27 protein-coding genes, 1 tRNA gene and 3 pseudogenes are annotated in these 24,979 nt (G+C 56.9%); 14 read left to right on the top strand and 17 right to left on the bottom strand.

Annotated elements, in window-relative coordinates; genetic code table 11:
- Positions 1-77 precede the first annotated feature (77 nt).
- The 9 genes from ACOERD_RS16285 to ACOERD_RS16245 all read left to right on the top strand — a co-directional run bounded on the left by ACOERD_RS16285 (position 78) and on the right by ACOERD_RS16245 (position 6,937).
- Positions 78-167, top strand: a tRNA-Ser gene (locus ACOERD_RS16285).
- Between the two features lie 137 nt (positions 168-304).
- A complete protein-coding gene (locus tag ACOERD_RS16280; RefSeq protein WP_419739727.1) occupies positions 305-895 on the top strand; it encodes a YrbL family protein in 591 nt (196 codons plus the stop codon).
- Between the two features lie 102 nt (positions 896-997).
- Positions 998-1,861 (top strand): urea carboxylase-associated family protein, encoded by an 864-nt coding sequence (locus ACOERD_RS16275; RefSeq protein WP_419739726.1) that lies wholly within the window; start codon positions 998-1,000, stop codon positions 1,859-1,861.
- A 21-nt stretch (positions 1,862-1,882) separates the two neighbouring features.
- Entirely contained in the window at positions 1,883-2,656 is a 774-nt protein-coding gene (locus tag ACOERD_RS16270; protein WP_419739725.1) for a glycosyltransferase family 25 protein, read from the top strand.
- Positions 2,625-3,035 carry an IS66-like element accessory protein TnpA gene (gene tnpA / locus ACOERD_RS16265; RefSeq protein ID WP_419737609.1) on the top strand — a complete coding sequence of 137 codons (411 nt, stop codon included), beginning with the start codon at positions 2,625-2,627 and terminating at the stop codon, positions 3,033-3,035. The genes ACOERD_RS16270 and tnpA overlap by 32 nt, the downstream gene beginning before the upstream one ends.
- Entirely contained in the window at positions 3,032-3,385 is a 354-nt protein-coding gene (gene tnpB / locus ACOERD_RS16260) for an IS66 family insertion sequence element accessory protein TnpB (RefSeq protein ID WP_419737608.1), read from the top strand. Before tnpA ends, tnpB begins: the two co-directional genes overlap by 4 nt.
- A 55-nt stretch (positions 3,386-3,440) precedes the next feature.
- The gene (gene tnpC / locus ACOERD_RS16255; protein ID WP_419737621.1) at positions 3,441-5,147 is read left to right on the top strand and encodes an IS66 family transposase; all 1,707 of its coding nucleotides are present in this window, start codon (positions 3,441-3,443) and stop codon (positions 5,145-5,147) included.
- Between the two features lie 366 nt (positions 5,148-5,513).
- Positions 5,514-5,882: a group I truncated hemoglobin gene (locus ACOERD_RS16250; RefSeq protein WP_170376778.1), complete on the top strand. Its 369-nt coding sequence runs from the start codon at positions 5,514-5,516 to the stop codon at positions 5,880-5,882.
- The gene (locus ACOERD_RS16245; protein WP_419739724.1) at positions 5,879-6,937 is read left to right on the top strand and encodes an adenylate/guanylate cyclase domain-containing protein; all 1,059 of its coding nucleotides are present in this window, start codon (positions 5,879-5,881) and stop codon (positions 6,935-6,937) included. Before ACOERD_RS16250 ends, ACOERD_RS16245 begins: the two co-directional genes overlap by 4 nt.
- Positions 6,938-6,940: 3 nt before the next feature.
- On the opposite strand, the gene ACOERD_RS16240 is transcribed toward ACOERD_RS16245, so the two are convergent.
- The 13 genes and pseudogenes from ACOERD_RS16240 to guaA all read right to left on the bottom strand — a co-directional run bounded on the left by ACOERD_RS16240 (position 6,941) and on the right by guaA (position 18,831).
- Positions 6,941-7,558 (bottom strand): TetR/AcrR family transcriptional regulator, encoded by a 618-nt coding sequence (locus ACOERD_RS16240; RefSeq protein ID WP_170469681.1) that lies wholly within the window; start codon positions 7,556-7,558, stop codon positions 6,941-6,943.
- Between the two features lie 111 nt (positions 7,559-7,669).
- The gene (ppk2, locus tag ACOERD_RS16235; protein WP_419739723.1) at positions 7,670-8,539 is read right to left on the bottom strand and encodes a polyphosphate kinase 2; all 870 of its coding nucleotides are present in this window, start codon (positions 8,537-8,539) and stop codon (positions 7,670-7,672) included.
- 49 nt (positions 8,540-8,588) lie between these two features.
- Positions 8,589-9,541, bottom strand: a pseudogene (locus tag ACOERD_RS16230) (alpha/beta fold hydrolase).
- Positions 9,531-9,632, bottom strand: a pseudogene (locus ACOERD_RS16225) (homoserine O-acetyltransferase/O-succinyltransferase family protein); the annotation flags it as partial. The pseudogenes ACOERD_RS16225 and ACOERD_RS16230, both read right to left, overlap by 11 nt.
- 117 nt (positions 9,633-9,749) lie before the next feature.
- Complete coding sequence (locus ACOERD_RS16220) at positions 9,750-11,492, bottom strand: IS1634 family transposase (protein WP_419737624.1); 1,743 nt, start codon at positions 11,490-11,492, stop codon at positions 9,750-9,752.
- 58 nt (positions 11,493-11,550) lie between these two features.
- Positions 11,551-11,817: an alpha/beta fold hydrolase gene (locus ACOERD_RS16215; RefSeq protein WP_419740155.1), complete on the bottom strand. Its 267-nt coding sequence runs from the start codon at positions 11,815-11,817 to the stop codon at positions 11,551-11,553.
- Positions 11,724-12,137 carry a hypothetical protein gene (locus ACOERD_RS16210; protein WP_419739722.1) on the bottom strand — a complete coding sequence of 138 codons (414 nt, stop codon included), beginning with the start codon at positions 12,135-12,137 and terminating at the stop codon, positions 11,724-11,726. The genes ACOERD_RS16215 and ACOERD_RS16210 overlap by 94 nt, the downstream gene beginning before the upstream one ends.
- Positions 12,127-13,044, bottom strand: a complete 918-nt coding sequence (gene metA, locus ACOERD_RS16205; protein ID WP_419739721.1) for a homoserine O-acetyltransferase MetA — start codon at positions 13,042-13,044, stop codon at positions 12,127-12,129. The genes ACOERD_RS16210 and metA overlap by 11 nt, the downstream gene beginning before the upstream one ends.
- A gap of 35 nt (positions 13,045-13,079) precedes the next feature.
- A complete protein-coding gene (locus ACOERD_RS16200; RefSeq protein ID WP_419739720.1) occupies positions 13,080-13,952 on the bottom strand; it encodes an ATPase in 873 nt (290 codons plus the stop codon).
- A 50-nt stretch (positions 13,953-14,002) separates the two neighbouring features.
- Positions 14,003-14,899, bottom strand: coding sequence for a DMT family transporter (locus tag ACOERD_RS16195; RefSeq protein ID WP_419739719.1), 897 nt, complete (start codon positions 14,897-14,899; stop codon positions 14,003-14,005).
- A 105-nt stretch (positions 14,900-15,004) separates the two neighbouring features.
- Complete coding sequence (locus ACOERD_RS16190) at positions 15,005-16,048, bottom strand: OmpP1/FadL family transporter (RefSeq protein WP_419739718.1); 1,044 nt, start codon at positions 16,046-16,048, stop codon at positions 15,005-15,007.
- A gap of 220 nt (positions 16,049-16,268) precedes the next feature.
- Positions 16,269-17,174 carry a DMT family transporter gene (locus tag ACOERD_RS16185; protein WP_419739717.1) on the bottom strand — a complete coding sequence of 302 codons (906 nt, stop codon included), beginning with the start codon at positions 17,172-17,174 and terminating at the stop codon, positions 16,269-16,271.
- A 97-nt stretch (positions 17,175-17,271) separates the two neighbouring features.
- Positions 17,272-18,831 carry a glutamine-hydrolyzing GMP synthase gene (gene guaA, locus ACOERD_RS16180; RefSeq protein ID WP_419739716.1) on the bottom strand — a complete coding sequence of 520 codons (1,560 nt, stop codon included), beginning with the start codon at positions 18,829-18,831 and terminating at the stop codon, positions 17,272-17,274.
- Between the two features lie 170 nt (positions 18,832-19,001).
- Here guaA and ACOERD_RS16175 point away from each other — a divergent pair, with 170 nt between their 5' ends.
- Together ACOERD_RS16175 and ACOERD_RS16170 are read left to right on the top strand one after the other, a co-directional pair.
- Complete coding sequence (locus ACOERD_RS16175) at positions 19,002-19,700, top strand: MgtC/SapB family protein (protein WP_419739715.1); 699 nt, start codon at positions 19,002-19,004, stop codon at positions 19,698-19,700.
- A 135-nt stretch (positions 19,701-19,835) separates the two neighbouring features.
- Positions 19,836-21,380 carry a trimethylamine methyltransferase family protein gene (locus ACOERD_RS16170; RefSeq protein ID WP_419739714.1) on the top strand — a complete coding sequence of 515 codons (1,545 nt, stop codon included), beginning with the start codon at positions 19,836-19,838 and terminating at the stop codon, positions 21,378-21,380.
- Here the strand turns inward: ACOERD_RS16170 and ACOERD_RS16165 are convergent, their stop codons facing one another.
- The gene (locus ACOERD_RS16165) at positions 21,381-21,680 is read right to left on the bottom strand and encodes a DUF6477 family protein (RefSeq protein WP_419739713.1); all 300 of its coding nucleotides are present in this window, start codon (positions 21,678-21,680) and stop codon (positions 21,381-21,383) included.
- Positions 21,681-21,921: 241 nt separating this feature from the next.
- Between ACOERD_RS16165 and ACOERD_RS16160 the strand changes: the two are divergent.
- A pseudogene (locus ACOERD_RS16160) lies at positions 21,922-22,140 on the top strand (helix-turn-helix domain-containing protein); the annotation flags it as partial.
- Positions 22,141-22,297: 157 nt separating this feature from the next.
- Here ACOERD_RS16160 and ACOERD_RS16155 read toward each other — a convergent pair.
- From ACOERD_RS16155 to ACOERD_RS16145, 3 genes are all read right to left on the bottom strand, one after another.
- Entirely contained in the window at positions 22,298-22,420 is a 123-nt protein-coding gene (locus ACOERD_RS16155; protein ID WP_419739712.1) for a hypothetical protein, read from the bottom strand.
- Positions 22,366-22,950, bottom strand: coding sequence for an IS1634 family transposase (locus ACOERD_RS16150; protein ID WP_419739711.1), 585 nt, complete (start codon positions 22,948-22,950; stop codon positions 22,366-22,368). The genes ACOERD_RS16155 and ACOERD_RS16150 overlap by 55 nt, the downstream gene beginning before the upstream one ends.
- Before the next feature lie 340 nt (positions 22,951-23,290).
- Positions 23,291-23,455, bottom strand: coding sequence for a hypothetical protein (locus tag ACOERD_RS16145; RefSeq protein ID WP_419739710.1), 165 nt, complete (start codon positions 23,453-23,455; stop codon positions 23,291-23,293).
- On the opposite strand from ACOERD_RS16145, the gene ACOERD_RS16140 reads away from it, so the two are divergent.
- Together ACOERD_RS16140 and ACOERD_RS16135 are read left to right on the top strand one after the other, a co-directional pair.
- A complete protein-coding gene (locus tag ACOERD_RS16140; protein WP_419737963.1) occupies positions 23,448-23,597 on the top strand; it encodes a hypothetical protein in 150 nt (49 codons plus the stop codon). The genes ACOERD_RS16145 and ACOERD_RS16140 overlap by 8 nt on opposite strands.
- A 286-nt stretch (positions 23,598-23,883) precedes the next feature.
- Positions 23,884-24,966 (top strand): DUF6456 domain-containing protein, encoded by a 1,083-nt coding sequence (locus ACOERD_RS16135; RefSeq protein WP_419740154.1) that lies wholly within the window; start codon positions 23,884-23,886, stop codon positions 24,964-24,966.
- The last annotated feature ends 13 nt before the right edge of the window (positions 24,967-24,979 follow it).

The following is a 24,979-nucleotide window of genomic DNA, read 5'->3' as shown; positions in this document are numbered from 1 at the left end:
TAATGTGCAAACGGGTGTGAATTCACGGAATTGGGGCCTTGCAAATCCTTTTGCATTGCGTCACATATCGCGCTCACGGAGAGGTGGCCGAGTGGTCGAAGGCGCACGCTTGGAAAGTGTGTAGGCGGGAAACCGTCTCCAGGGTTCGAATCCCTGTCTCTCCGCCACAATCCCCCTGATCGTTTTGTTTCGCACCTAGAAGTAAGCGTTCTGTGAGCCGAGCTCTGGTTGCATTGTAACAGTTCCATGACAGTCATATAGTGCCGGTCGACGCGAATTTTCTGCACAGGACAGACGGACGAACATGATTGACCTGACCGGGCAGGTGCCTCTGCGTACAAGCCAGAATTATGAGATTTTCCAACATCCAGAAATGGATGGCGCCCTGTTGAAAGTCCGTGTGGATGAGCCGAAGCGAAACCACCTTATCCCGCGCTATGCGGAATGGCGTTACGGCAATTTGCGACAGTGGAACCGCGAAGCAAACGAATACCTTGCCGCGCTGCACCGAGGCTGCCCCGAGATCGAGCGTCTGGCGAAGTTCATGGGCTATGCGCCAACCTCTCGGGGGCCGTCAATCGTGGTGGAAAAGATGACCGGCCCGGATGGGGACCTCGCGCCGTCCCTGCATGCCGAGATGGTTGCTGCGAATGGGGACGCTGATGTGCTTCGGAAACTGCGGGCCGACTTGCTGGAGCTGCTGGATGATCTGGAGCGTGGACGCATCATCGTTGGTGACATGGGGATCGGAAACATCGTGCGCGCGCAGGAGCGTGGCGGCAGACTTGTCGTCATTGACGGGTTGGGTGAGAGGGTCCTGTTGCCTCTGACATTGTTCAGCGATTGGGCGTTTCGCAAATCCATGGCGCGTCGGCGTGCGCGCATGGCGGGCTAGTAACGCCGGAATGGCCCGATTTGAGCATTGGCCGCTGTCCTGTATTTGCTTTATGTCTGGCGATGTTAGGTGCAAGACAGCCCAAATTGGCGGAGGTGCTAAGTGAAACTCTCAACCCCAAATTTCCCGGCCCCAAGTGATGCCGAGGACCGCAAGGCCATCCGCCCTGTTATCTGCTACCCGCCAGAGACTCTGCCCAGCCCCGATCTGGATGGGCTGACTCGCTTGCGAGGTGCGTCCGTGAAAACTGCCGAGGTCACCGCCGCGCCGCGAGACGCCTCTTGTATTGACGTGCCAGCCGGTGCTTTTTTCCGCATCACATCCGTCGAAGGCGCGCAGGTTGGCGATCTGAACCTGTGGAACAAACACGATCTGACGGAACGGTTCTACTCCGGTAAAACCCGCGCCCTGCACGGAACGCATCTTTCGACCGGAGACCGCATGTGGTCGACCTTCCCAAATATGCGGCCGATGGCGACGATCACGGCTGATACGCTGGACTGGTACGGCTTTGACGCCTTTGGGGGCTCCGTACATGACGTGATCGGCACCCGCTGCGACCCGTATACCGGGCGGTTGCTGTCGGGGGATGACTACCACTATTGCTGTCATTCGAACCTGACCCGAGCCTTGGCGCAGCATTGCGATCTGCCTCTGCACGAGGCGGAGACCTATGTGCACGATGTTCTGAATGTCTTCATGTGCACCGGTTTCACGCGCGATAGCGGCCAGTATTTCATGAAGGCCAGCCCGGTGCGTCCGGGAGACTACCTTGAATTCCACGCCGAGATCGACCTGATCGTCGGCCTCTCAGCGTGTCCGGGTGGAGATTGTTCCTCCGAGCATTCCTCGGACACCGCCGCTTGTTATCCGTTGCTGATCGAGGTCTTTGATCCGGGTGAGGCCGCGCGGCAGTCGCATGTTCAGCCCAGTGTCTCGGTCTATGACCGGTCTCATGGCGTATAGAAGGCAGCGAAAGGAAAACGCGTGACGCAAGCGGACAATCAGCTAAAGACGGCTGTGTTCTACATAAACCTTGACCGGGTTCCCGAACGCCGCGCGTTTATGGAGGCGCAGTTCGCAAAGGCTGGCGTGACCGACCCGATCCGTTTCAGCGCGGTTGATGCGCGTCAGGCGGATGCTTTGGAGGGGAATGGATACGTGCCGGGCGTTGGCTCTCGCTGGGGTTTGAAACAAAGCGAGATCGCCTGTTTTGAAAGCCATCGCGCCGTCTGGCAGCAAGTGGTGGATCAAGACTTGAAGGCGGCGGCAATTTTCGAAGATGATGTCGAGATGTCGTCCCGACTGGGGCAGGTCATCGACAGCCTTGTGCAGAACGCGGACAGGTTCGATTTTGCCAAGATGGACTACTCACCCCGCAGCCTGCGCTTTGGAGCGGAGGCAGAGATAGGCAGCGTCACAGTTCGCCTAATGCTGGAAATGGCCCCAAGTGCTGCGGCCTATGTTCTGTCGCAGGAAGGCTGTCGCAAACTGCTGGCCTGGTCTCAGCAGTACTCGGACCATCTGGATGATTTTGTATCGATCCCCCGGCCAGACTGGCGGATGTATCAGGTTTTCCCGGCCGTGGGTGTGCAAATGATCTGGTCGAAGCAGCAGCAAGATCGTAAGCGTAACGAGGTGCTCACCCATTTTTTGCCTCGCGCGCTAGCCCCTGCGCTGTCAGATTTTCCTTATCGTAACAGGGATAAGGATTTTCTCCATGGAGTCGATGACGGAGTTCCTCCGCTCGTTGGGCGTTGAGTATCAAGTTGATGGCCGTCGCCGATGGTCGCATGATGCGAAGGCATACATTGTTGCCGAGACTTTGAAGCCGGGGGCGACGGTAAAAGCTGTGGCTGGTAAATTCGGGGTCAATGCGAACCGATTGTCGGAATGGCGTTGTCTGGCAAAAGATGGGAAACTGGTGCTTCCAGCTCCGGAGCCTGATGAACATGTTGAGTTTGCGCCCGTGGTTCTTTGTGACGGTGATGAGGCAAGTGTTCAGCCGCAGGTTCGCCCGCCATCGTCACCAGCGGAAAAGGTCGAGATCGTTTTCCGCGGGGTGTCGATCAATTTGGGCACCGATACATCGGCACAGCGAATTGCCGAGATTGCCCGAGCGGTTGGGGTTGTTGAATGATTTTCCCTGCACAGAAGTTGCGCATTCTGGTCAGCACACAGCCGGTGGATTTTCGCAAGGGTCATGATGGCTTATGTGCTCTGGTGCAGTCGGTTCTGCGGGAAGACCCGTTCAGCGGGACGGTGTTCGTATTTCGCGCGAAGCGAACGGATCGGCTGAAGCTGGTTTTTTGGGATGGGTCAGGTCTGGTTATGGCTTATAAGCGTCTGGAAGATACAGACTTCGTCTGGCCTGCTATTCGCGATGGGGTGATGACGCTGAACAGAGCACAGTTTGAGGCGCTTTTTTCTGGTCTGGACTGGCGGAAGGTCAAACCTGTCGAGACGCGGCGGCCAACTGCGGCAGAGTGAATCAGGCGGTTGATTGGGCAGGATTTAGAAGTTCGGGCTGTGTATGCTCGCAGGTATGACTGCCGACTCCAATGGTTTCAATCTTGATGCTCTGCCCGCCGAACATAAAGAGGCTGTTCAGGCCTTTGTCGAGGACAATGCACGTCGGGTTGCCGAGTTGGAGGAACTGACAACCAAGCAGAGCGCCTGCATATCAGATCAGGGGGCGCACATTGCAGATCAGGCCCAGCAAATATCGGATCAAGATCGGCAGATAACGGGTCAAGACCAACAGATTGCAGAGCAAAACGCTTTGATCCTTCGTTATGAAAGCCTGATTGCGGAATTGAAGCGGGCGCTTTACGGCAAGAAATCGGAAAAACTAACTCAGGACGAGCGTAATCTCGGGGCCGAAGATCTTGAAGTTGCGCTCAGCGAGGCGGAGGCCTCAAGCGAGGCAGCCACTCAATCCTGTGACAAAGAGAAAAAGGCAAAGCCCAGGAAAGCGCCTGAGCGCAATATCGGCAATCTGCCTGAAGATCTGCCGCGGATCGAACAGGTGATCGAACCTGACAGTGTTGAATGTCCGTGCGGATGCGGCGCGATGCATAAGATTGGTGAAGATCGCAGTGAACGGCTGGACATCGTGCCCGCGCAGTTGCGTGTGATCGTAACGGTCCGTCCGAAATATGCCTGCCGGTCATGTGCTGGAGGCGTGAAACAAGCACCGGGACCATCGTGGCTGATCGAGGGCGGACTTCCGACCGAAGCGGCCATCGCGCACGTGTTGGTCAGCAAGTATGCAGACCACCTTCCTCTGTACCGTCAATCGCAGATACTTGTGCGCTCTGGCATCGACATTCATCGCGCCACGCTCGCGGGCTGGGTCGGAAAGGCCGCGTTCCACCTCAAGCCGGTTGTTGAGCGGCTGGCGGAACACCTGAAGTCTTCGACCAAACTGTTCATGGATGAAACCACGGTCCCAGTCCTCGATCCGGGAGAGGGTAAAACGAAAACCGGTTATTTCTGGACGTTGGCACGTGACGACCGATCCTGGAGGGGCGATGCACCACCAGGGGTTGTTTATTTCTATGCACCCGGTCGGGCTGGCGAAAACGCAGAGAAGTTTCTCAAGGGGTTCAACGGTGTTCTGCAGTTGGATGGGTATCAGGGGTATAATCGGTTGATGCGGCCAACGCGGAAAGGGGGCTCTCCGATCCGAGCCGCCTATTGTTGGAGCCACGCTCGCCGCAAACTGAAGGAGGTCTTTGACCGCGACAAGTCCGGGATCGCAGCAGAGGGCTTGCGTCGGATTGCCGAATTTTACGCAATTGAAACTGAAATTCGGGGCCTTCCACCCGAACAGCGCCTGTCTGCGCGCCAGACACAAACCGCGCCCTTGGTTGCCGAGTTCGGCACCTGGCTTCAGGAGCAGCGCCTGCAGGTCTCTAAAAAATCCAGACTTGGTGAAAAGCTCAACTACATTCACAAACATTGGGACGGCTTGCAGGTCTTTCTCAGTGACGGCCGGGTTGAGATCGACTCCAACAACGTCGAAAATCTCCAAAGACCAATTGCCCTTGGGCGGAAAAACGCACTGTTTGCGGGTCATGATGAAGGCGGCGCCAGTTGGGGCCGTATCGCATCTCTGATACAGACCGCGAAGTTGAACGGCGTGGAACCCAATGCATATCTGACCTCAACGCTCCAAAAAATAGCAGCCGGTCACCCCCAAAGCCGTATCGACGAGCTCCTGCCATGGAACTTTCAAAAGTCAAGCTGAAATGCCATGTGTGTGCCTCGTTACGCTTACGCAAGATCTCGAACAGGTCAATACCAGCGAGCGGGAAGGTGATCAATCCACCAATACCGGCTTGGACAAAGGCCCGTTCTGGTTCCGGGCTCGGCGCGAGCTGTTCGCGGCAAAACGCAAGCTTGGTTGGCGCTTTGGAGGGCAAAAAAAATTGCTCGACCAGGGTGGGTTTGTTGGGTTCATTCCAACTGATACTGACCTTCTTGTCTGAAGCCTGTTTCGAGCACCCTAGTGGCAAACCGAGGCTGAAGAACTCAAGTTTTCAAAAGCATTAACAAAAATACCAATTTGATATAAGCTTGTGACGTTATTTCTAGTTATTAACTGGGTGTTGGGGTGTCACAAACGCTTTACGAGAAATACGGCGGCTTCAAAACCATCAGCCGTGTGGTGATGAGTTTCTACGAAATAGCGCTGGAGTCCGACGAGATCGGGCATTTCTTCGAAGATATCGACATGCCGCGCCTGATTGACCATCAGACCAAGTTCGTGTCGTCCTTGGTTGGTGGTCCTGCGGCGTTCAGCGACGACAGGATCGAGGCCGTTCATCGCCACCTTGGCATTTCTCATGACCATTTTGATGTCATGGCGGAGCTATTCGGCGAAGCGCTTGAGATGCATGGCATGTCCGAGCGCGATATCAAAACGGCCCTTGGCGCGATTGAAGGCAAGCGCTCGATCATCGTCAGCCGTGACGCGGCATGAGCATCCTTGCCATCAATGAACAGCTCCTGCGTGCCATCGGCGTTGGTGTTGCCGTTGTGCGTGCCTCGGATCTGAAATTCGTCTTTCACAACAGTCCTTTCGCTGAGTGGTTTGGCAAGCCCGAGAAAAAGCAGTCTCTTTTGGATATCCTGCCCGACCTCGACGCGAGAGAGCTGGAGGACGTCAAACAATCGGGACTGCGATATTCGGTCGAGCTTCAGATCAAACCCAAGCGCCGGACGCTGATCTTTGCGGTCACTGTCTCACTGGCCAGTGGGTTGTCGGAACAGGTGCTGATCGTGGAATGCCAAAACATCACGCGCATTCGCGAGCTTGAGAGCATGATTGACAGCTACTCGACCATGGTTGAGCGCAACACGCGTGAATTGGAGCGCGAGAAGGAGAGGGTTGAACGCCTCTTGCTGAACGTGATGCCCCGTGCCGTGTATGAAGAGTTCAAGACGTTTGGCGTCGTGACCCCTCAGTTGTTCGATCAAGTCTCAGTAGTGATGCTGGATTTCGTCGGGTTCACGGATTTTGCTGCCAAAACCGACCCGACGGTCACGTTGAGCGAATTGAATGATATCTTCACGGCGTTCGACCGGATCGTCGAGCAATACGGTTGCGAGCGGATCAAAACGATTGGGGACGCCTATCTGGCCGTTTCTGGTATGCCGGATGCGACGCCCGACCATGCCACGGCTGTCGCCCATTGCGCGGTGCGTTTCTTGCGTTATCTGGAACGGCGAAACGAAAGCCATCCGCATAAATGGCAGGCCCGGATCGGTCTAGGTATGGGGCCTGCTGTCGGGTCGGTCGTGGGCATTCAGAAATATGTCTATGACGTGTTTGGCCCAGCCGTGAACATCGCCGCGCGCCTGCAGGTCTTCGCAAACCCGATGAATATCGTCGCGCCAGAGGAGATGAAATACGCGTTGATCGACGAGTTTCAGGTCTCAGATCTGGGGCGGGTCGAGATCAAGGGGATGGGAGAGATGGACCTGATCAACGTCTCGTCAGGCCTCAGTGTTAATCAGGGAAGCCGATTGTTCTAAGGGTCAGTCGTCCTGCGGCACCAGACCCAGCCCGCGCAGGTAAATCCCAATCCCACTTTCCAGCAGGTCCTCGGGCGAAAAGGGTGAGGTCGCACCGGTGGCATTCCGAGCATAGAGCTCCACCACACCGTGACTCATCGCCCAGATATGGGCCGAGAACATGGACGCGGGAGGCCGCTTTTCCGGTGGGATATGTTTCGACAGGTCCGCGGCTGCCTTCTCCAGAACCGTTTTGGCCCGGTTGGACGCCAAAGACAGCTCGGGCGTGCGGTTCGGGGAAATCCCGCTTTCGAACATGGCAATGTAGTGGCCGGGATGCTTGCGTGCAAAGGCCAGATAGGCGCGCCCGGTGGCCTCAAACGCGGCCAGAGCGGATGGCTGGCCCTCGTCATAGGCATATTGCATCAGGTCGGCGAACATCTCGAACCCTTGCCGGGCGGCTTCAGCAATCAGGTCCTCACGCCCGTGATAGTGCCGGTAGACGGCAGCAGGAGTGACCCCGGCGGTCTTGGCGGCCTCGGATAAGGTGAAACCAGTGGGGCCTTTCTCTTCAATCAACGACAGCGCGGCCTCAATCAAGGCCTGCTTCAGGTTTCCGTGGTGATACCCGCGCTTCGTCATTCCGGCCTCAGGTTATTGGTTTTTCACGTGTTCGGGTGCCAAGAGATAGTCCAATTTCAGCCAATGGTCCAACGCCCAAGCGATCAATTCTTGCCCAGCCCTTTATTTACGTCAGGACTCCCAAACATCCGGCCCGCCGCAGATATTCGGATCATTCTCGCCGATGGCTTTTTCGTCTTTTTCATCGTAATCCAAAGCCAGCAGCACCGTTCGGATGGCAGCAAGGCGCGCACGTTTTTTGTCGTCTGATCGCACGATCGTCCATGGGCAGTTTTCCGAATGTGATCGGGTCAGAGTTTCAGAGATCGACTGAGTGTATTCATCCCATTTTTCCAAACCGACGATATCAATCGGGCTGAGTTTCCACTGTTTCAGCGGATCCGTTTCACGCGCCAGAAAGCGGTTCAGCTGTTCAGCACGGCCGACGTTCAGCCAGAACTTGAACAGGCTGATCCCATCGTTCACGAACCCGGTTTCGAGCGGCAAGACCTGACGGAAGAACCGTTCGCGCTCCTCCTGATTGCAAAACCCAAAGACGTTTTCCACGACACCTCGGTTATACCAGCTGCGATCGAAAAAAACGATCTCACCGGCCGAGGGCAGATGCTGGATATAGCGTTGGAAATACCATTGGCTGCGCTCGGAATCCGAGGGCTTGCTGAGCGCGACATTTCGCGCCCCGCGTGGGTTCAGGTTCTCGCGGAACCGCTTGATGGTGCCGCCTTTTCCCGCCGCATCTCTGCCTTCAAAGATGATCGCGACCCGTTGGCCGGTTTCTTTGACCCAGGATTGCATTTTAACCAGTTCGATTTGCAGCGCCTCGATCTGCTGCTCGTAGTCTTTGGTCTTCATTTTTTCGGCGTAAGGGTAGCTCGGGTTCAGGATGTCGCCCTTGTTTGCCTTTTCGATCATTTTGCGCACGTCGCCGGGCGCTTTCTTGCGGTAATACTTCTCGATTGCACCTTTTTCTGACCGGGCCATGAGCTACCTCGCGATAAAATCCATATCTTACTATGGATTAGGTGCTGGCCTAACGCAAACCCGCCCGTTGTGCGGCGCGGTCGATGGCGGCGGCAACTTCATCGGCGGCAACGACCTGAGGCATATGGCCGATGCCCGGCAGCTCGATCAGCTCGGCACCGGGGATTTGTTCGATCAAGCGGGTCGAGTGCCAATCCAGCTTAACCGTCGTGTCTGCCGTGCCGTGAATGATCTCGGTGGGCACAGAGATTTCACCGTATCGGGGCTGCAGGCGCTCAACCTCTTCCAGCAGCCGAACCCGTTGTTTTGCGTTGGCGTGCATGGAGGCACGGCGCATCGTCAGGGCGGGGCCGAAATGCTCGGCATAGCCTTCGGGCGCAGTTTGCGGGGCAAACACTTTGTCGAGGGCCGTCTTGACATAAGACTCCGGCACGTAGGAGGTGATCAGAGGCAGGGCGAGCGCGCTGCCAAGGTCCGTCGCTGCCAATCGGTTGAAATTGTCCAGCGGCGTCTCCCACGGGATGGCGGCGGGGGCGATCAGCACGAGGGCCGAGAGATTGTTGGGGCGGGTCACCGCCCAGGCCAGTGCTACTGACCCCCCAAGACTTTGTCCCGCGACGATGGGTTTCTCTGCACCAAGTTGGGCGGCTGCACGCTGCAGAATATCCGCCTGTTCTTGAATGGTTTCACCTTCGGGATTGAAACTGTCCGAATAGCCAGGCCGGGACGGTCAAACACGATTACGCGGTAGTTTTTGGCCAGAATAGGGGCCAAGGCGAAGGTCATGTCACGGGTATTGCCGCTGGAGCCATGAATCAAGACCACGTCAGGGCCATCCCCCATGACAACCGCGTGCACGGCAATTCCATCCACGTCGAGTATCTGGCCTTCGGGCGGAAACGCCTGCGCGGCGCGGGCTTCGCTCTGGGCAGCGCGCCACAAGGTAAACGCTGCAAAGCCGATCAGGCCCAGCGTCAGAAGTATCCAGATTTTAACGGCCAATTTCACTCATATCGAATGGTGTGGACTGATATATTTCATTGATCCAGTTACCATAGAGCAGATGCGCATGGCTGCGCCACCGGTTCTGCGGCGCCTCCTGACTTCCGACATTTTTTCGTATAAGTCATTGATATTATTATGCCTTGGTTGCCAAAAGGCACTACACGGACTTTTTTCGCCAGCGATTGTTTCGGAGTGTTGAGGGAGCTCAGGCTTTGGTCTGGCCAGTTTTTCGGGTGCGCCCGGGGGGTATCTTGAAAGGGGCTTCGTTCCAGGTCAGGCCGACGCAGGTGAGGATGCGTCTGGCATCGACCGTGGCATGGCTTGGCATGCCGTAGCGGTCAGGGGTGCCTTTGTGGCGCAGGATCGAGAGCTGCAATGCGTTCAACTCGTTGCGGATACGAGCCGGGCTCATCGGGTGTCCGAGCAGGTCCAGATGCTTGCGCAGGTGCTGCAGGCAGCAGAAGGCCATGTAGCAGATGGCGATATGGGCCCGGACCCGACGCGGCGACCAGTGATAGATGGGCCGGATTTTCAGATCGTGCTTGTTGGTGCGGAAGCAGGCTTCGATCTCCCACAACTGGTGATAGCGGGCAATGACGTCCTGTGCCTCCAGTTCGTCCGCACCATGAACAACAATGGCATGCAGCCCGTCCCATTGTGCCGCTGCCTTGATCTTTGCATCATCCAGCGTGACGTCCCCGCTGTCGGGGAAGGCCAGGAAGCGGCCATATCCCCGGCTGCTGAAGCTGCCGGGTTTGCGAGAGCGCTTGAGCTTCTTGTGCAGCTTTTCGATTGCCTTGTCGCGCTTGTGGGCATCATTGCGTGCCCGGGTGGGTGACCAGGTCACAATGACCCGCGCTCCCTCCTGGTCGATCACCTTGTACCAGCCCTTCTCGGTTGCCTCTTCAGAACCGTGTCCAGCCCAAGGCTGGCGTCCCTCCGGGCTCAAAATGTTCGCCTTCACGGCGGCCGGGGCGGACTTCATGCGATAGCCGAGGATGTAGGGCAGACCCTTGTTCTGCAACATCTGCTGGTTGTCCTTGCTGAGCATGGCGGCATCGGCCACGAACGTGACCCTGGCCACGTCGAAGCGTCCCTCCAACGCCTTCAGCGCAGCTTCCAGCGTATGACCTTCCCAGGTGTTTCCCGGGAAGAGTTCATAGCCCACAGGCAGCCCATCGGAGGTGACGATCAGCGCCAGCATGACCTGAGCGCGGTGATGCTTGCCATCCTTGCTGAAGCCCTTGGCCAGAAGATGATCCTGCTCGACCCCGTCCGCATCCTCGGCCGGGTCCTCGCGCTCGGTGTCAAAGGCCAGGGTCGTGCAATCGTAGAACAGCACGGTCACTGGCCCGCCCAGCAACTTCTCTGCCGCCGCGTGAGAGGTTTTGCAAATCCCGTCTATCACCGGCGTATTGATGTAATCCATGCTCCGATAGACCACGTCCAGATTGAGCGTGATGCCTGCCTGGTTCTCCAACGCCTCCACGGTCGCGCGCTTGCTCTCGGGCTGTGCGATCCGCGCCATAACCAGCTCTTTCACAATGCGATTGGCACTTTTACGCGCCGCCCCCAGAAGGGCCCCCCAACCCAGTTGGTCATACATCGTCCCCATGACATCCCGCAGACCCAGAGAGACCCGCGCCTCCTCACGGCACTCGGCAAGATCAACGCCAAGCTTGTCCGGCCGCGGAGCGCGGCGCACCAGCGCCTGCAGATCGGCATATTCCGTGGGCGTGAACAGTTCCATTTGCGGCGAGCGATCAATGCGTAATTGCTCCATCAAGCGGCCCGCCAGACGCTTGATATCCTCAATCTCGCTGTCGTTATGGGCCACACCCACATGGCGCAGGATCTTCTGGCGTACCTTGGAGCCGGTGCGGACGGATTCAACGATCTGGATCCGTGTGCGGTTGAGCTTTGCGTCATGTTTGGTGCGGATGAACATGGGCGAAGAGGTTAGCCATCTGAAGGCCCATGTCAATACTTTTTATAATAATGGGGCACTACAACGCGCCTCTGAGCAACCACACCTGAAAACAAACCAAAAACCCAGTCAGATCAACAAAAAGGTCGGAAGTCAGGAAATTGTCCAGCGGCGTCTCCCACGGGATGGCGGCGGGGGCGATCAGCACGAGGGCCGAGAGATTGTTGGGGCGGGTCACCGCCCAGGCCAGTGCTACTGACCCCCCAAGACTTTGTCCCGCGACGATGGGTTTCTCTGCACCAAGTTGGGCGGCTGCACGCTGCAGAATATCCGCCTGTTCTTGAATGGTTTCACCTTCGGGATTGAAACTGTCCGAATAGCCAGGCCGGGACGGTCAAACACGATTACGCGGTAGTTTTTGGCCAGAATAGGGGCCAAGGCGAAGGTCATGTCACGGGTATTGCCGCTGGAGCCATGAATCAAGACCACGTCAGGGCCATCCCCCATGACAACCGCGTGCACGGCAATTCCATCCACGTCGAGTATCTGGCCTTCGGGCGGAAACGCCTGCGCGGCGCGGGCTTCGCTCTGGGCAGCGCGCCACAAGGTAAACGCTGCAAAGCCGATCAGGCCCAGCGTCAGAAGTATCCAGATTTTAACGGCCAATTTCACTCATATCGAATGGTGTGGACTGATATATTTCATTGATCCAGTTACCATAGAGCAGATGCGCATGGCTGCGCCACCGGTTCTGCGGCGCCTGCGTCGGATCATCATCCGGATAGTAGTTCATCGGCACGTTGATCGGTGTGCCATTGGCGATGTCCCGATCATATTCCTGCTTCAACGTATCGCTGTCATATTCGAAATGGTTGAAGATATAGAGCGCACGATGCGCCGGGTCCTCGACAAGGCAAGGACCTGCTTCATCGCTGCCAAGCAAGGTGACGAGGCCGTTCGCGGCGTCGATCTCGGCCTGTTTCATCTCGGTCCAGCGGCTGACGGGAATAACGCAATCATCCGAAAAGCCCCGCAAAAACGGCGAGGACGGGAGGAGGTTCCGATGCCGGAAACAGCCAAAGGCCTTGGCGTCCAGCATGTGTTTTTTCACACCGTGGAAATGGTTGATCATCGCCATACCGCCCCAGCAGACCCCGAATGTGGAATGGACATTGGTCTGAGTCCACTCAAACACCTCGCGGAGTTCTTCCCAATAGGTGACATCATCGAATTCCAGATGTTCGATCGGCGCACCGGTGATGATCAGGCCATCGAACTTATGATCCTTCACGTCTTTGAACGGCTGATAGAATTCGGCCATATGCGCCGCGGCGGTGTTCTTGGTCCGATGCTCGGTCATGCGGATCAGAGACAGGTCAATCTGCAGCGGAGTGGCCCCGATCAGACGCGCGAACTGGTTCTCGGTCTGGATTTTCTTGGGCATCAGATTCAGCAGCCCGATCCGCAGGGGGCGAATATCCTGACGCATTGCCTGATCCGCAGCCATAACCATGACGCCTTCCTGGGTCAGGACGTCAAAGGCGGGCAGTTCAGATGGGATTTTGATCGGCATCGGGTCAGACTTTTGAATAGGTTAGGAGGAGGTAGTTAGGCGCGATCGCGCCCGGTCTCAAGGGTGCGTTCGATCAACTCATCGAAATCAGCCGCATCGCGCACTTCTCCGATGTCTTTGGCCGTTATCGTAACGCCCCAGTTTTTCGCCATCGCCTCGTATCGGGGCTGACGATGGGCAAGCGCCTGAGCGTAGGTCCACCGGATGAACGCGTCCGGGTCCACGTCAGACTCGGAGCAGCCGTGTTGATCTAGATATTCGGTCCAGACGCGGGTCAGGAATTCAGCCTGATAGGACATCGGCTTGGGGGCCTTGTCAAAGCGTCGGACCAGTTCGGCCGTGTGGTCGTCGTCACCCTTCAGCCAGATCATCAGCGCCTGTTTTGACAGCTCGGACATCAGTTGATCTGTTGGGTCGTTCGGGTCGACCCACTCGCAAATCGACCCGCCTGTGTCGCAGATGAAATGCGGATAGCCATAGAGACGCTCTGCCCGATCCACGAAGTATTCGGTGTCGAGAAGGGCGTGAATTTCGGCCAGTCGGAATTGCTCCTGTCGGCGGCGGTACTCGGACATCTCCAATCCGCCAAGCGCCGGATTACCGGGTTTGCCAAGATAGGATGCGACAGGGGTCAGGTTCTCGAACGAGATGTTCGAGCCGATATATATCGAATCCGACAGCAGAAGGTCCCTCAGGAATGGGACTTTCATCGCCTCAGCCTTGGCGTTATCGGCGATGTATTCGCCCATGTAGCGGGTGCCGATCCGGTAGTCGACCGAGTAGTGAAACCAGCCACCGCTGTCTCGCAGGATGTTGGATACATAGGTCTTGCCCAGCCCCGACATCCCGAAAAACAGCACCTTCTTGCGTGCAGCCACACGCCAATCTCTTGCCGAGCTGTAGATCATCTTGTGCTGTCCCTTGTTTTTGCCTTTGCTAATTCGGGCAGGCGGCGGCGTCAATCGCGTGGGGAGGCTCGGTTGAGGATCAATAGTCCCGCGGCCAGCACGGCAAAGCCGACATAGGCGCGTGGATCCAGTGCCTCGTCGCGCAGCAAGGCGCCCAAAACGATCGCGACGGGTGGGATGATGAGGGTCACGAGTAACAAATTGCCACTGCCAGCCATTGCAAGGACCCGGTAGTAGAGAAGATAGGCACCCGCCGTCGCGATCAGGGAATAATACGCGATTGCCGCCCATGTGACCGCAGGCAGGCTGAGACTTGGGATGCCGTCAGTCATAAGGGCAATCGGGATCATGAAGAGAGTCGAGCCGGTTAGCATCCCTGCAGCCGCAACAATAGGGGGCAGGGAGCTTAGGTGTTTGCGCGCCCAAGCGCCGGCAAACGCGTAGGAGATAGTGCCCGCGAGGATGGCAAGTTGAGGTGTGTTTTGCAGGCTGAAGCTGGTGAGGTTGCCGATACCGATTGCGATTGAGACGCCAAAAAAGCCGAGTCCAGCGCCGAGAAGGCGCGGTGGTGTCAACCTCTCGTCGGAAAAGAAGAGCGCAGCAACGAGAACGCCAAAGATAGCCGTCGCCGCGTTCAAAATCGCCGTGAGGCCGGTGTCAATGTACAACTGTCCCCACGCCATAAGCGAAAACGGAATCACGTTATTGAGCAGTCCCATGACCAGAAAACCAAACCACAGGCGTGGTGAGGACGGGACGCTTAGACCCCTAAGCCAAACCACCAACCACAAGGCCAGCATAGCCCAGAAAGTCCGATGCAGCACCGAGGTCATCACCGGTATCGTATCCAGCGCAATCCGAATTGAAACGAATGAGGCGCCCCATATGGCACCCAGCAGCGAAAGCTCAACCCAAGCGCGGGGGGATAGGTGTTTTTGGTGTTCCATGAAAAGGTTGTGGCAGCTTTGAGTTCATGCGGCGACCCGAAAGATGCGGAAACAAAAAGACCCCACCGAAAATGGCGAGGTCTGATTGGTTTTTCTGTGGTGCGATTAGTCCAGAGCGTAGGTGATCTGGAAGCCGACACTCCAAGCGCTGTTGCCCGAGAAGTCTGCGCGAGCGTTTGGACCTGCTCCATCAGCCGTAGCATCCCCTATGTCGGTGTATTGAACCCCGGCGGAAAACTTTGCCTTTTCGAAGGAATAGGTACCACCGACCCCAATACTCCAGAAACCATCAGTTGGTCCTAGGTTTGATACCGGTTCGCCTGTCGAAGTTTCATATCCTAGTGTCACCGCCCCAGCAAACTCATCTGTAAACTGGTATCCTAGGCCCAACGAATACGTGAAGGTATCATCGTCATAGTCCACAAGGTTAGACGTCGGAGGATAGTTTGGCGGGTTGTATACGAGTTGTGGCCAGTCGACCCATCTGATGGAACCAAACAGCAACGTCTTGGGTGCAACACCCGTTTGGAAATCAAGGTTAATCGATTGAGGTGTTTCGATCTCAGAAGATGTATCAAAGGTCGCTACTGTACCGGGTGGAATCCCGCCGCCCGGAATTGGGTTTAATGACTCGGTTTGGGACAAGTCGTGGCTGATTTTTGAGTTATAGGTAAGCGAAACCCGCGCTGCAATTTCCGGCTTTTCCCATGCGACACCCAAGACGTAGCCGAAGGCAATGTCTGCATCTGTATCAACTTCGTAGCCTGCAGCAGCTGGAACTGTGACGCTAGCGCTTACTCGTTGAGCCCTTATCCCCCCGATCGCACTGAAGCCGCCATCAAATTTGTAGCGAAGCAAAGCTGTAATTGCTTCAGTATCCGCTTTCGCTTCAAGAATACCTGTTCGTCCACCCGGGATCGGGTTCACAGAAAGCGGGTAGTTGGGAGCATATGCAATATCCGCACCGAAGGGCTCGTCGTACATGATCGCAAAGTCGAGCTTCTCGGTTAGGGTGGTTTTATACCCCAGGTGAGGCGTAAAGAAGTCATTGGCAACATTTCCTGAATCGACGCCGGCCAAGGTGCCGCTCACGGTGGGATTTGTGTATCCCAATCGGAACTGAACTACAGACCCTTCTTCGAAAATCAAATTGATGCCCTGACCACTTCGGTCCAAGCCGCCTGCGTACCCGGCCGTTGCCCCCACGCAAAGCGCGCACGCTGATAGTAGCGCCTTTCTCATGTATTCCTCCCTTACTGTCCCTTGAAGGCCTGTATGGCATCGTGTGAGTGTACGGATGCCGACCCGCTCGATTTGAATGCCCGATACTGTCTCGGTGTCTATTTTATCGTCAACTAGTGACCGTGCGTTACTTCTTATGAGTGTCGGCACGAACTGTTGCTAAACTGTTACGATTTTCGGACCAAACATTCAGAAAGATACCTGAAAAGATCACAGCTGCTCCGAGCAACGTCCAGTGATCCAGTGGTTCGTGGTATAGTAGCATTCCGACAACCGCGATTGTCGGCAGGCGGGCAAAGTCGAACGGCACCACCACGGTCGCGGGGGCGATTGCAAGCGCGTTTGTGATACAGAAATGCGCCAAAAGACCGGCCAGACCAACCAACAACAAAAAAGGTGCCGTCTGCAGCGTTGGCAAGGCGATTTGCTGATCTATCCCAGCGGCGATCGTGCCAAGAACAGCCTGCATCACAGTCAGCCAGAACACGATACATCCGATACTGGCGTGTCGTGTGAGCTGTTTCGTCGTGATCGTTGTAAACGCGAAGAAAATCGCGCTTCCGGCAGCCATAAGGATACCCGGCGACAGGCTAGAGGTGCCGGGTCTTGTCACCATCAGAACACCGACAAACGCAATCAATGCCGAGGTCATGCGGATCGCGGTCAGGCGCTCTTTCAAAAGAAGCGGAGAAAGCAGGATAACCCAGATCGGTTGGGTGAATTCAAGCGCGAAAACCTGCGCCAGAGGGGCCACTCCGACGGCGTAGAACCAAAGGTTTTGGCCGGTGAAATGGAACGTGTTGCGTAGGGCGTGCAAACCAAGACGCTCGGTTGTGACCTGATGCCATTTGCGGGTCGCCGTCAATACTAGCGCTACGATGATCACGCCGACAAAACTGCGATACATCATGATCTCGAAAGTATCGTGATGCAGGCTCAACTCTCGACCGGCGACGGCCATTGAGGAGAACGAGGCAATAGCGCCGGTCATCCACAGAGCGGCCTTACCAAACTGCGTTTTGTCGCCCTGCACGCTGCGCCTCTTAACGATTGGTTTAGATGTCTGACTTTAAATCACTTTTCTCAGTGTCGGAGAAACAAAAAAGCCGGGTCAGAACCCGGCTTTTGTCTCATTCCCACTCAATTGTTCCCGGAGGTTTCGAGGTGATGTCATAGGTGCATCGGTTGATGCCCTTGACCTCATTTATGATCCGAGTGGCGGTTTCGCCGAGGAATTCATGGCTGAAGGGGTAATAGTCGGCGGTCATGCCATCTACTGACGTCACGGCACGTAGCGAGCAGGCGTAGTCGTATGTGCGGCCATCGCCCATGACGCCGACCGTGCGGACGGGGAGAATCGCCACGAAAGCCTGCCAGATCTCATCATAGAGCCCGTGTTTGCGAATCTGGTCGATGTAGATCGCATCGGCCTCCCGCAGGATTTCCAGCTTCTCGCGGGTAATTTCTCCGGGACAGCGAATGGCCAGACCCGGCCCGGGGAAGGGGTGGCGGCCGATGAAGCTGTCAGGCAGGCCCAGTTCGCGACCCAGCGCGCGGACCTCATCCTTGAACAGCTCACGCAGGGGTTCGACCAGCTTCAGGCCCATCTTCTCGGGCAGGCCACCAACATTGTGGTGCGACTTGATCGTGACCGAAGGCCCTCCGCTGAACGAGACGGATTCGATGACGTCAGGGTAGAGCGTGCCTTGGGCCAGGAACTCGGCGCCGTCGATTGTGTCAGCGTGTTTCTGGAACACGTCGATGAACAGCTTGCCGATGATCTTGCGCTTGGTCTCGGGGTCGCTTTGACCGTCCAACTCGCCCAGGAACAGATCGCTCTCATCTGCGTGGATCAGCTGAATGTTGTAGTTGTCGCGGAACATGCCGACGACTTCCTGCGCCTCGTTCTTGCGAAGCAGCCCGTGGTCAACAAAGACGCAGGTGAGTTGATCACCGATCGCTTCGTGGATCAGGATCGCGGCCACCGAGCTGTCGACGCCGCCGGACAGGCCGCAGATGACCTTCTTGTCGCCGACCTGCTCGCGAATCTTCTCGATCATCTGTTCGCGATAGGCACCCATCGTCCAGTCGCCGCTGAACCCGGCGAGCTTCACGAAATTCTCATACAGTTTCGCGCCCTTGGGGGTGTGATGCACCTCGGGGTGGAACTGCACTGCGTAGAAATGGCGCTTGCTGTCTGCCGTAATGGCAAACGGCGCATTAGGGGAGGTGCCGTAAACCTCAAACCCCGGAGCGATTTCGCTGACGTGGTCACCGTGGCTCATCCAGACCTGTTCATCACCATCCGCGAACCAGTCTTTCAGAATATCCAACTGACCTTTCGGAGTGACAAAGGCGCGGCCAAACTCGGCAGTGCCATGGCCGCTTTCGACCTTGCCGCCCAGTTGGTGCATCATCACCTGCTGGCCATAACAGATGCCCAGGATCGGAACGCCATAGTCGAAAATCTCTTGCGGCGCGCGCGGAGAGCCCTCGCGCGTGACACTGTCCGGCCCACCCGAAAAAATCACCGCTTTGGGCGCCATTTCGCGCACAAATTCCATGGTGACGTTCTGGTAGGGATGGATTTCGCAATAGACATTCAGCTCGCGCAGACGGCGTGCGATCAGCTGCGTAACCTGGCTGCCGAAGTCGATGATCAGAAGGCGGTCGTGGGATGTATCACTCATGTGCGGGCCATAGGCCAAGCGTGACAAATTCGCAAGAGAAAGGTCTTTGCTGAAGGGCAGATACCCGCATTTCTGGGAAACTGCGCTTCCGCTATTGTAAAAGTTTTGTAACAAAAATATGACGATCTTTCCGTCTGCGTCATGCGGACACTCGAATAGGAGAGATGCGTTTGCCCATAGCTGTTGAACTTGCCGCTTTGAATCTGGCTCTGGCCATGTTCTGTGGGGCGCTGATCGGGTCCGAGCGTCAGGTGCGCCAACGTATGGCAGGTTTGCGCACCAATGCGCTGGTGGCCCTGAGCGCCGCAGCTTTTGTGGTTTTCTCGGCGCTCTATCCGGATGAGGTGAGCCCGACACGCGTGGCCGCGCAGGTCGTATCGGGGATCGGGTTTCTTGGGGCAGGCATCATCTTTCGGCACGGGTTCACCATTCACGGCTTGAACACGGCGGCGACGTTGTGGTGTTCAGCGGCTGTGGGGATGATGGCCGGCAGTGGGGCCTGGATCTTTGCGATCATGATGACGGGTTTCGTCATTTTTGTGAACCTGGGGCTGCGGCCGCTGGTGAAATGGTTGAAAAAAACGACACGCGCCGGGGTTCCCTTGACGCAAGAGTTCCGCATTCTCGTGCAGTGCGCGGCAGATGCGCAGGCGGAGGTCCGCGCAGCGGCACTACAGGCTTTGGCGCAAAACGGGGTGCGCATTGTCGGGTTTCAAAAGGGAGATGCAGACGGCAAAGGTCTGCAAACACTGGAAATTCTCGTTTCCACCGAAGATCATCCCGAAAATGTGCAACACAAAATCGCGGCGCCCCTAATTCTTGAGCCGGGGATTCTGAGTGTCGAGTGGGAAGACGCGAACGAGACCTGAACCCGTTGTTTTAAAGCGTCCCGTCGCGGCGCAATGTCGCTTTTATGTGCCAATAGCCGTTATCTTCCAATAGTAGCGAGTGTTGGCGGGCTAGATTGAGATCCAATCAAGACATCCAAAGTATGGTGAGGAAAAATGGCTGAAGCATCAGCACGTCGTCGAGGTCGCGGTGGTGGCGGAGCCGCCCGCCGGGCAGAACGCACTGCGGTTCGGATCGACACCGCAAAGTACATCGAGCGGAACATTCCGAACTTTGAGGTCCTCAACGAAGAAGCGTTGGAGATCATCGAGTACAACGCGGAAACGATTCTGGAAGAGGTTGGCGTCAACTTTGTCGACAATCCCGCCGCGCTGGAGCGTTGGCGCAATGCGGGTGCGGATGTTGATGGCGAACGCGTGCGCATTCCGCGTGGTCTGGCGCGTCAGCTGATCAAAACAGCCCCAAGCCAGTTCACTCAGCACGCCCGCAACCCAGAGAAATCGGTGGTGATCGGTGGCCGTAACCTGGTTCTGGCGCCTGTTTATGGCCCTCCGTTTGTGCGTGATGCGCAGGGTGGTCGTCGCTATGCAACCATGGATGACTTCAATAAATTCGTGAAGCTGGCCTATATGTCCAAGTGGCTGCACCACTCGGGCGGTACCGTTTGCGAACCGACCGATATTCCGGTGAACAAACGCCACCTCGATATGCTGATGGCGCATATGACGCTGTCGGACAAACCCTTCATGGGTTCCGTGACCGACCCCAGCCGGGCGCAGGATTCGGTCGAGATGTGCGAGATTCTGTTCGGCAAGGACTTCGTTCAGAACAACACCGTTATGACCTCGCTGACCAACATCAACTCGCCGATGACCTTCGACGATGTGATGATGGGCGCGCTGGAAGTTTACGCGAAGAACAATCAGGCTTGCATTGTCTCGCCCTTCATCGTCGGCGGTGCGATGGCGCCGGTGTCGGTTGCAGGGACGCTGACGCAGGTTCTGGCCGAGGTTCTGGCGGGTATCGCCTATAGCCAGATCATCCGTCCGGGTGCTCCTGTAATTTTTGGTGCGTTTGTGACTTCGATCGACATGAACTCGGGCGCGCCGACCTTTGGTACACCCGAGGCCGCGCATATCACATATGGTGCAGGTCAGCTGGCACGCCGCCTGAATCTGCCTTTCCGTTCTGCAGGGTCGTTCTGTGGTTCGAAACTGCCGGACGCGCAGGCGGCTTATGAAACCGCGAACTCACTGAACATGGGGCTGATGTCGGGCGTGAACTTCATGCTGCACTCGTGCGGCTGGCTCGAAGGCGGTCTGGTTGCCGACTTTGAAAAGTTCGTGATGGATGCCGATCAACTTGGTGTTCTGCACGGTCTGGCCAAAGGCGTCGCCTATGACGAAAACGCGCAGGCGATGGGTGCGATCCGCGAAGTGGGGCCGGGCGGTCACTATCTTGGCTGCGAGCACACGCAGGCCAACTTCAAGGAAGCCTTCTGGAAAACCGAGGTGCTGGACTACAAACCGTTCGAGACCTGGCAGGATGAAGGTTCACGCGATACGCGTCAGCTGGCCTCGGCCCGGGTCGAGCATCTGCTGGCCAACTACCAGCAGCCGCAGATGGACCCGGCCACCAAAGAGGCGCTCGAGGCTTATATTGCCGACAAGAAAGCCTCGATGCCGGACGCGTTTACCTGATCACTCGAACTGTGCGGCGCGGCTGGCTTGGTACAGCTGCGCCTCACCCAAAAGCGCGATCAGAAGATCAAGATGCCTGACCAGAGAATAGGCGGCATCCTTTTCTTTTCGCAGCGTATTTTGCTCTTTCTCCATATCCATAAGCCGCATCAGAGCGGCCCCGTTCCCCGGCAGTCGACCATAGCCCAGGATGCGCTGCAGATGCCGGTCACGGTTGTAGTCCTGCGCCCCGAATTTTGCGGCGCGTGCCAATAAGCGGGGGCGGCGCAGGGTCGTGATCATGGTCATCAGGTCTTGCATTTCAGGTGCCTCATGTTCGGATAGTTGACGCCCTGTTTGTCACACAACCTAAGCGGGCGTTGCGCCCTTGAGGGTCGCCCCGAACGATGGTTTCACGACTGTTTATCTTTTTGAATCAAATCTGGTTGCTGCGCTTCGGGGTTAACGAACGAGTAACGAAACCACCTCTAGTTAGATTTGGTTAACTTTAATTTCGAGGGGCAAAAGTGGCAGTCTGTTTTGTCGACGAGGGCAAATGAATATGGAAAACAACGTGGCATTCTCTATTCCGGCATGGGTTCCCGAGGGGGCAAAGCGTTACCTTGCGCACACGGAAACCGGTCAGTCGATCCGGGATATCGCAAGATCGGCCGGGTGCCATGCCTCTACTATTCTCAGACAAATCCGACGGGTCGAAATGCGCCGCGATGATCCCTTGGTCGATGCGGCCCTGCAATCGCTAGCCGAGACGCATTTCTCGGTCTCTGATCGGACGCGCCGCTTTGACGCAAGCGGACAGGACAACCCTGACTTCCGACATTTTTTCGTATAAGTCATTGATATTATTATGCCTTGGTTGCCAAAAGGCACTACACGGACTTTTTTCGCCAGCGATTGTTTCGGAGTGTTGAGGGAGCTCAGGCTTTGGTCTGGCCAGTTTTTCGGGTGCGCCCGGGGGGTATCTTGAAAGGGGCTTCGTTCCAGGTCAGGCCGACGCAGGTGAGGATGCGTCTGGCATCGACCGTGGCATGGCTTGGCATGCGTAGCGGTCAGGGGTGCCTTTGTGGCGCAGGATCGAGAGCTGCAATGCGTTCAACTCGTTGCGGATACGAGCCGGGCTCATCGGGTGTCCGAGCAGGTCCAGATGCTTGCGCAGGTGCTGCAGGCAGCAGAAGGCCATGTAGCAGATGGCGATATGGGCCCGGACCCGACGCGGCGACCAGTGATAGATGGGCCGGATTTTCAGATCGTGCTTGTTGGTGCGGAAGCAGGCTTCGATCTCCCACAACTGGTGATAGCGGGCAATGACGTCCTGTGCCTCCAGTTCGTCCGCACCATGAACAACAATGGCATGCAGCCCGTCCCATTGTGCCGCTGCCTTGATCTTTGCATCATCCAGCGTGACGTCCCCGCTGTCGGGGAAGGCCAGGAAGCGGCCATATCCCCGCTGCTTGCCGGGTTTGCGAGAGCGCTTGAGCTTCTTGTGCAGCTTTTCGAGCCTTGTCGCGCTTGTGGGACTGGATTTCCTGCGACAATCCGGGCCGTATTTCGCGGTACCGGATCTCGACATCAGGGCGCGCTGCGCTCAACAGGTTGGTGGCCGAGGCGGAAAACAAGGCCCGGTCGCGCAACGAATTCGGCATGGCCGACCCCGTCCGCATCTCGCGCTCGGTGTCAAAGGCCAGGGTCGTGCAATCAGGCACGGTCACTGGTTCCGCGTGAGCCGTCTATCACCGGCGTAATGTAATCCAAGACCACGTCCAGATTGAGCGTGAGACGCACCGGATAACCAGCTCTTTCACAATGCGCACTTTTACGCGCCGAGAAGCGTGCGCTACAGTGCTACGGAAAGCCCGTTGATCGCGTGGGCGCGAACAGTTCGCGGCGGCGATCAATGCGTAATTGCTCCATCAAGCGGCCCGCAGACGCTTGATATCCTCAATCTCGCTGTCGTTATGGGCCACACCCACATGGCGCAGGATCTTCTGGCGTACCTTGGAGCCGGTGCGGACGGATTCAACGATCTGGATCCGTGTGCGGTTGAGCTTTGCGTCATGTTTGGTGCGGATGAACATGGGCGAAGAGGTTAGCCATCTGAAGGCCCATGTCAATACTTTTTATAATAATGGGGCACTACAACGCGCCTCTGAGCAACCACACCTGAAAACAAACCAAAAACCCAGTCAGATCAACAAAAAGGTCGGAAGTCAGGAATAAGCGGGGGCGGCGCAGGGTCGTGATCATGGTCATCAGGTCTTGCATTTCAGGTGCCTCATGTTCGGATAGTTGACGCCCTGTTTGTCACACAACCTAAGCGGGCGTTGCGCCCTTGAGGGTCGCCCCGAACGATGGTTTCACGACTGTTTATCTTTTTGAATCAAATCTGGTTGCTGCGCTTCGGGGTTAACGAACGAGTAACGAAACCACCTCTAGTTAGATTTGGTTAACTTTAATTTCGAGGGGCAAAAGTGGCAGTCTGTTTTGTCGACGAGGGCAAATGAATATGGAAAACAACGTGGCATTCTCTATTCCGGCATGGGTTCCCGAGGGGGCAAAGCGTTACCTTGCGCACACGGAAACCGGTCAGTCGATCCGGGATATCGCAAGATCGGCCGGGTGCCATGCCTCTACTATTCTCAGACAAATCCGACGGGTCGAAATGCGCCGCGATGATCCCTTGGTCGATGCGGCCCTGCAATCGCTAGCCGAGACGCATTTCTCGGTCTCTGATCGGACGCGCCGCTTTGACGCAAGCGGACAGGACAACCAGGAAGACGACTCATTCGAGGGTGAAGCGCTGCGTGTGCTGAGACGCCTATGTGAGACGGGATCGGTTTTGGCGGTGGCCGAGGATATGGAGAAAGCCGTAGTCGTGCGTGACACCGGTGAGGCCGGGACCGCAAGGACGGCCGTTGTTGATTGCAAGATTGCACAGGCGCTTGCCTTGCAGGACTGGATTTCCTGCGACAATCCGGGCCGTATTTCGCGGTACCGGATCTCGACATCAGGGCGCGCTGCGCTCAACAGGTTGGTGGCCGAGGCGGAAAACAAGGCCCGGTCGCGCAACGAATTCGGCATGGCCGAGGCACAGGCGGCGTTCCAGCCGAAGTTAAGTGGAGACGCACCGGAGCGCTCCCGACGCGTGCGCTACAGTGCTACGGAAAGCCCGTTGATCGCGTTGGCGCGGCGGCGGGACCGGGACGGCAAACCGTTTCTCGATGAAACACTGGTCCGTGCGGGGGAGCGTCTGCGCGAAGACTTTGAGCTGGCGCAGATCGGTCCGCGGGTTGCGCAGAACTGGGATCGCTTTTTGACCGGGGGCGTGCGCGGCAATTTTGACAGTGAATCTCACGGTGGGCGTGGGGCCTCGGACGCAAAGGACCGTGTGGCGCGCGCGTTGTCGGACCTTGGGCCGGGGCTCAGTGACGTAGCGCTGCGCTGTTGTTGCTATCTTGAGGGGCTGGAGCTGGCCGAAAAGCGCATGGGCTGGTCCGCGCGTTCGGGCAAGATCGTTCTACGCATCGCGTTACAGCGCCTGAAACGACACTATGAGGACCTCTCCGGGCAAGATCGCATGATCGGATAGGTATAAGTCTCTC

Origin of the sequence: Ruegeria sp., from assembly GCF_965199275.1 — a bacterium.
Taxonomy (GTDB): domain Bacteria; phylum Pseudomonadota; class Alphaproteobacteria; order Rhodobacterales; family Rhodobacteraceae; genus Ruegeria.
The sequence above is the reverse complement of the archived record's forward strand: the minus strand, read 5'-3'. Positions and strand labels throughout refer to the sequence as shown.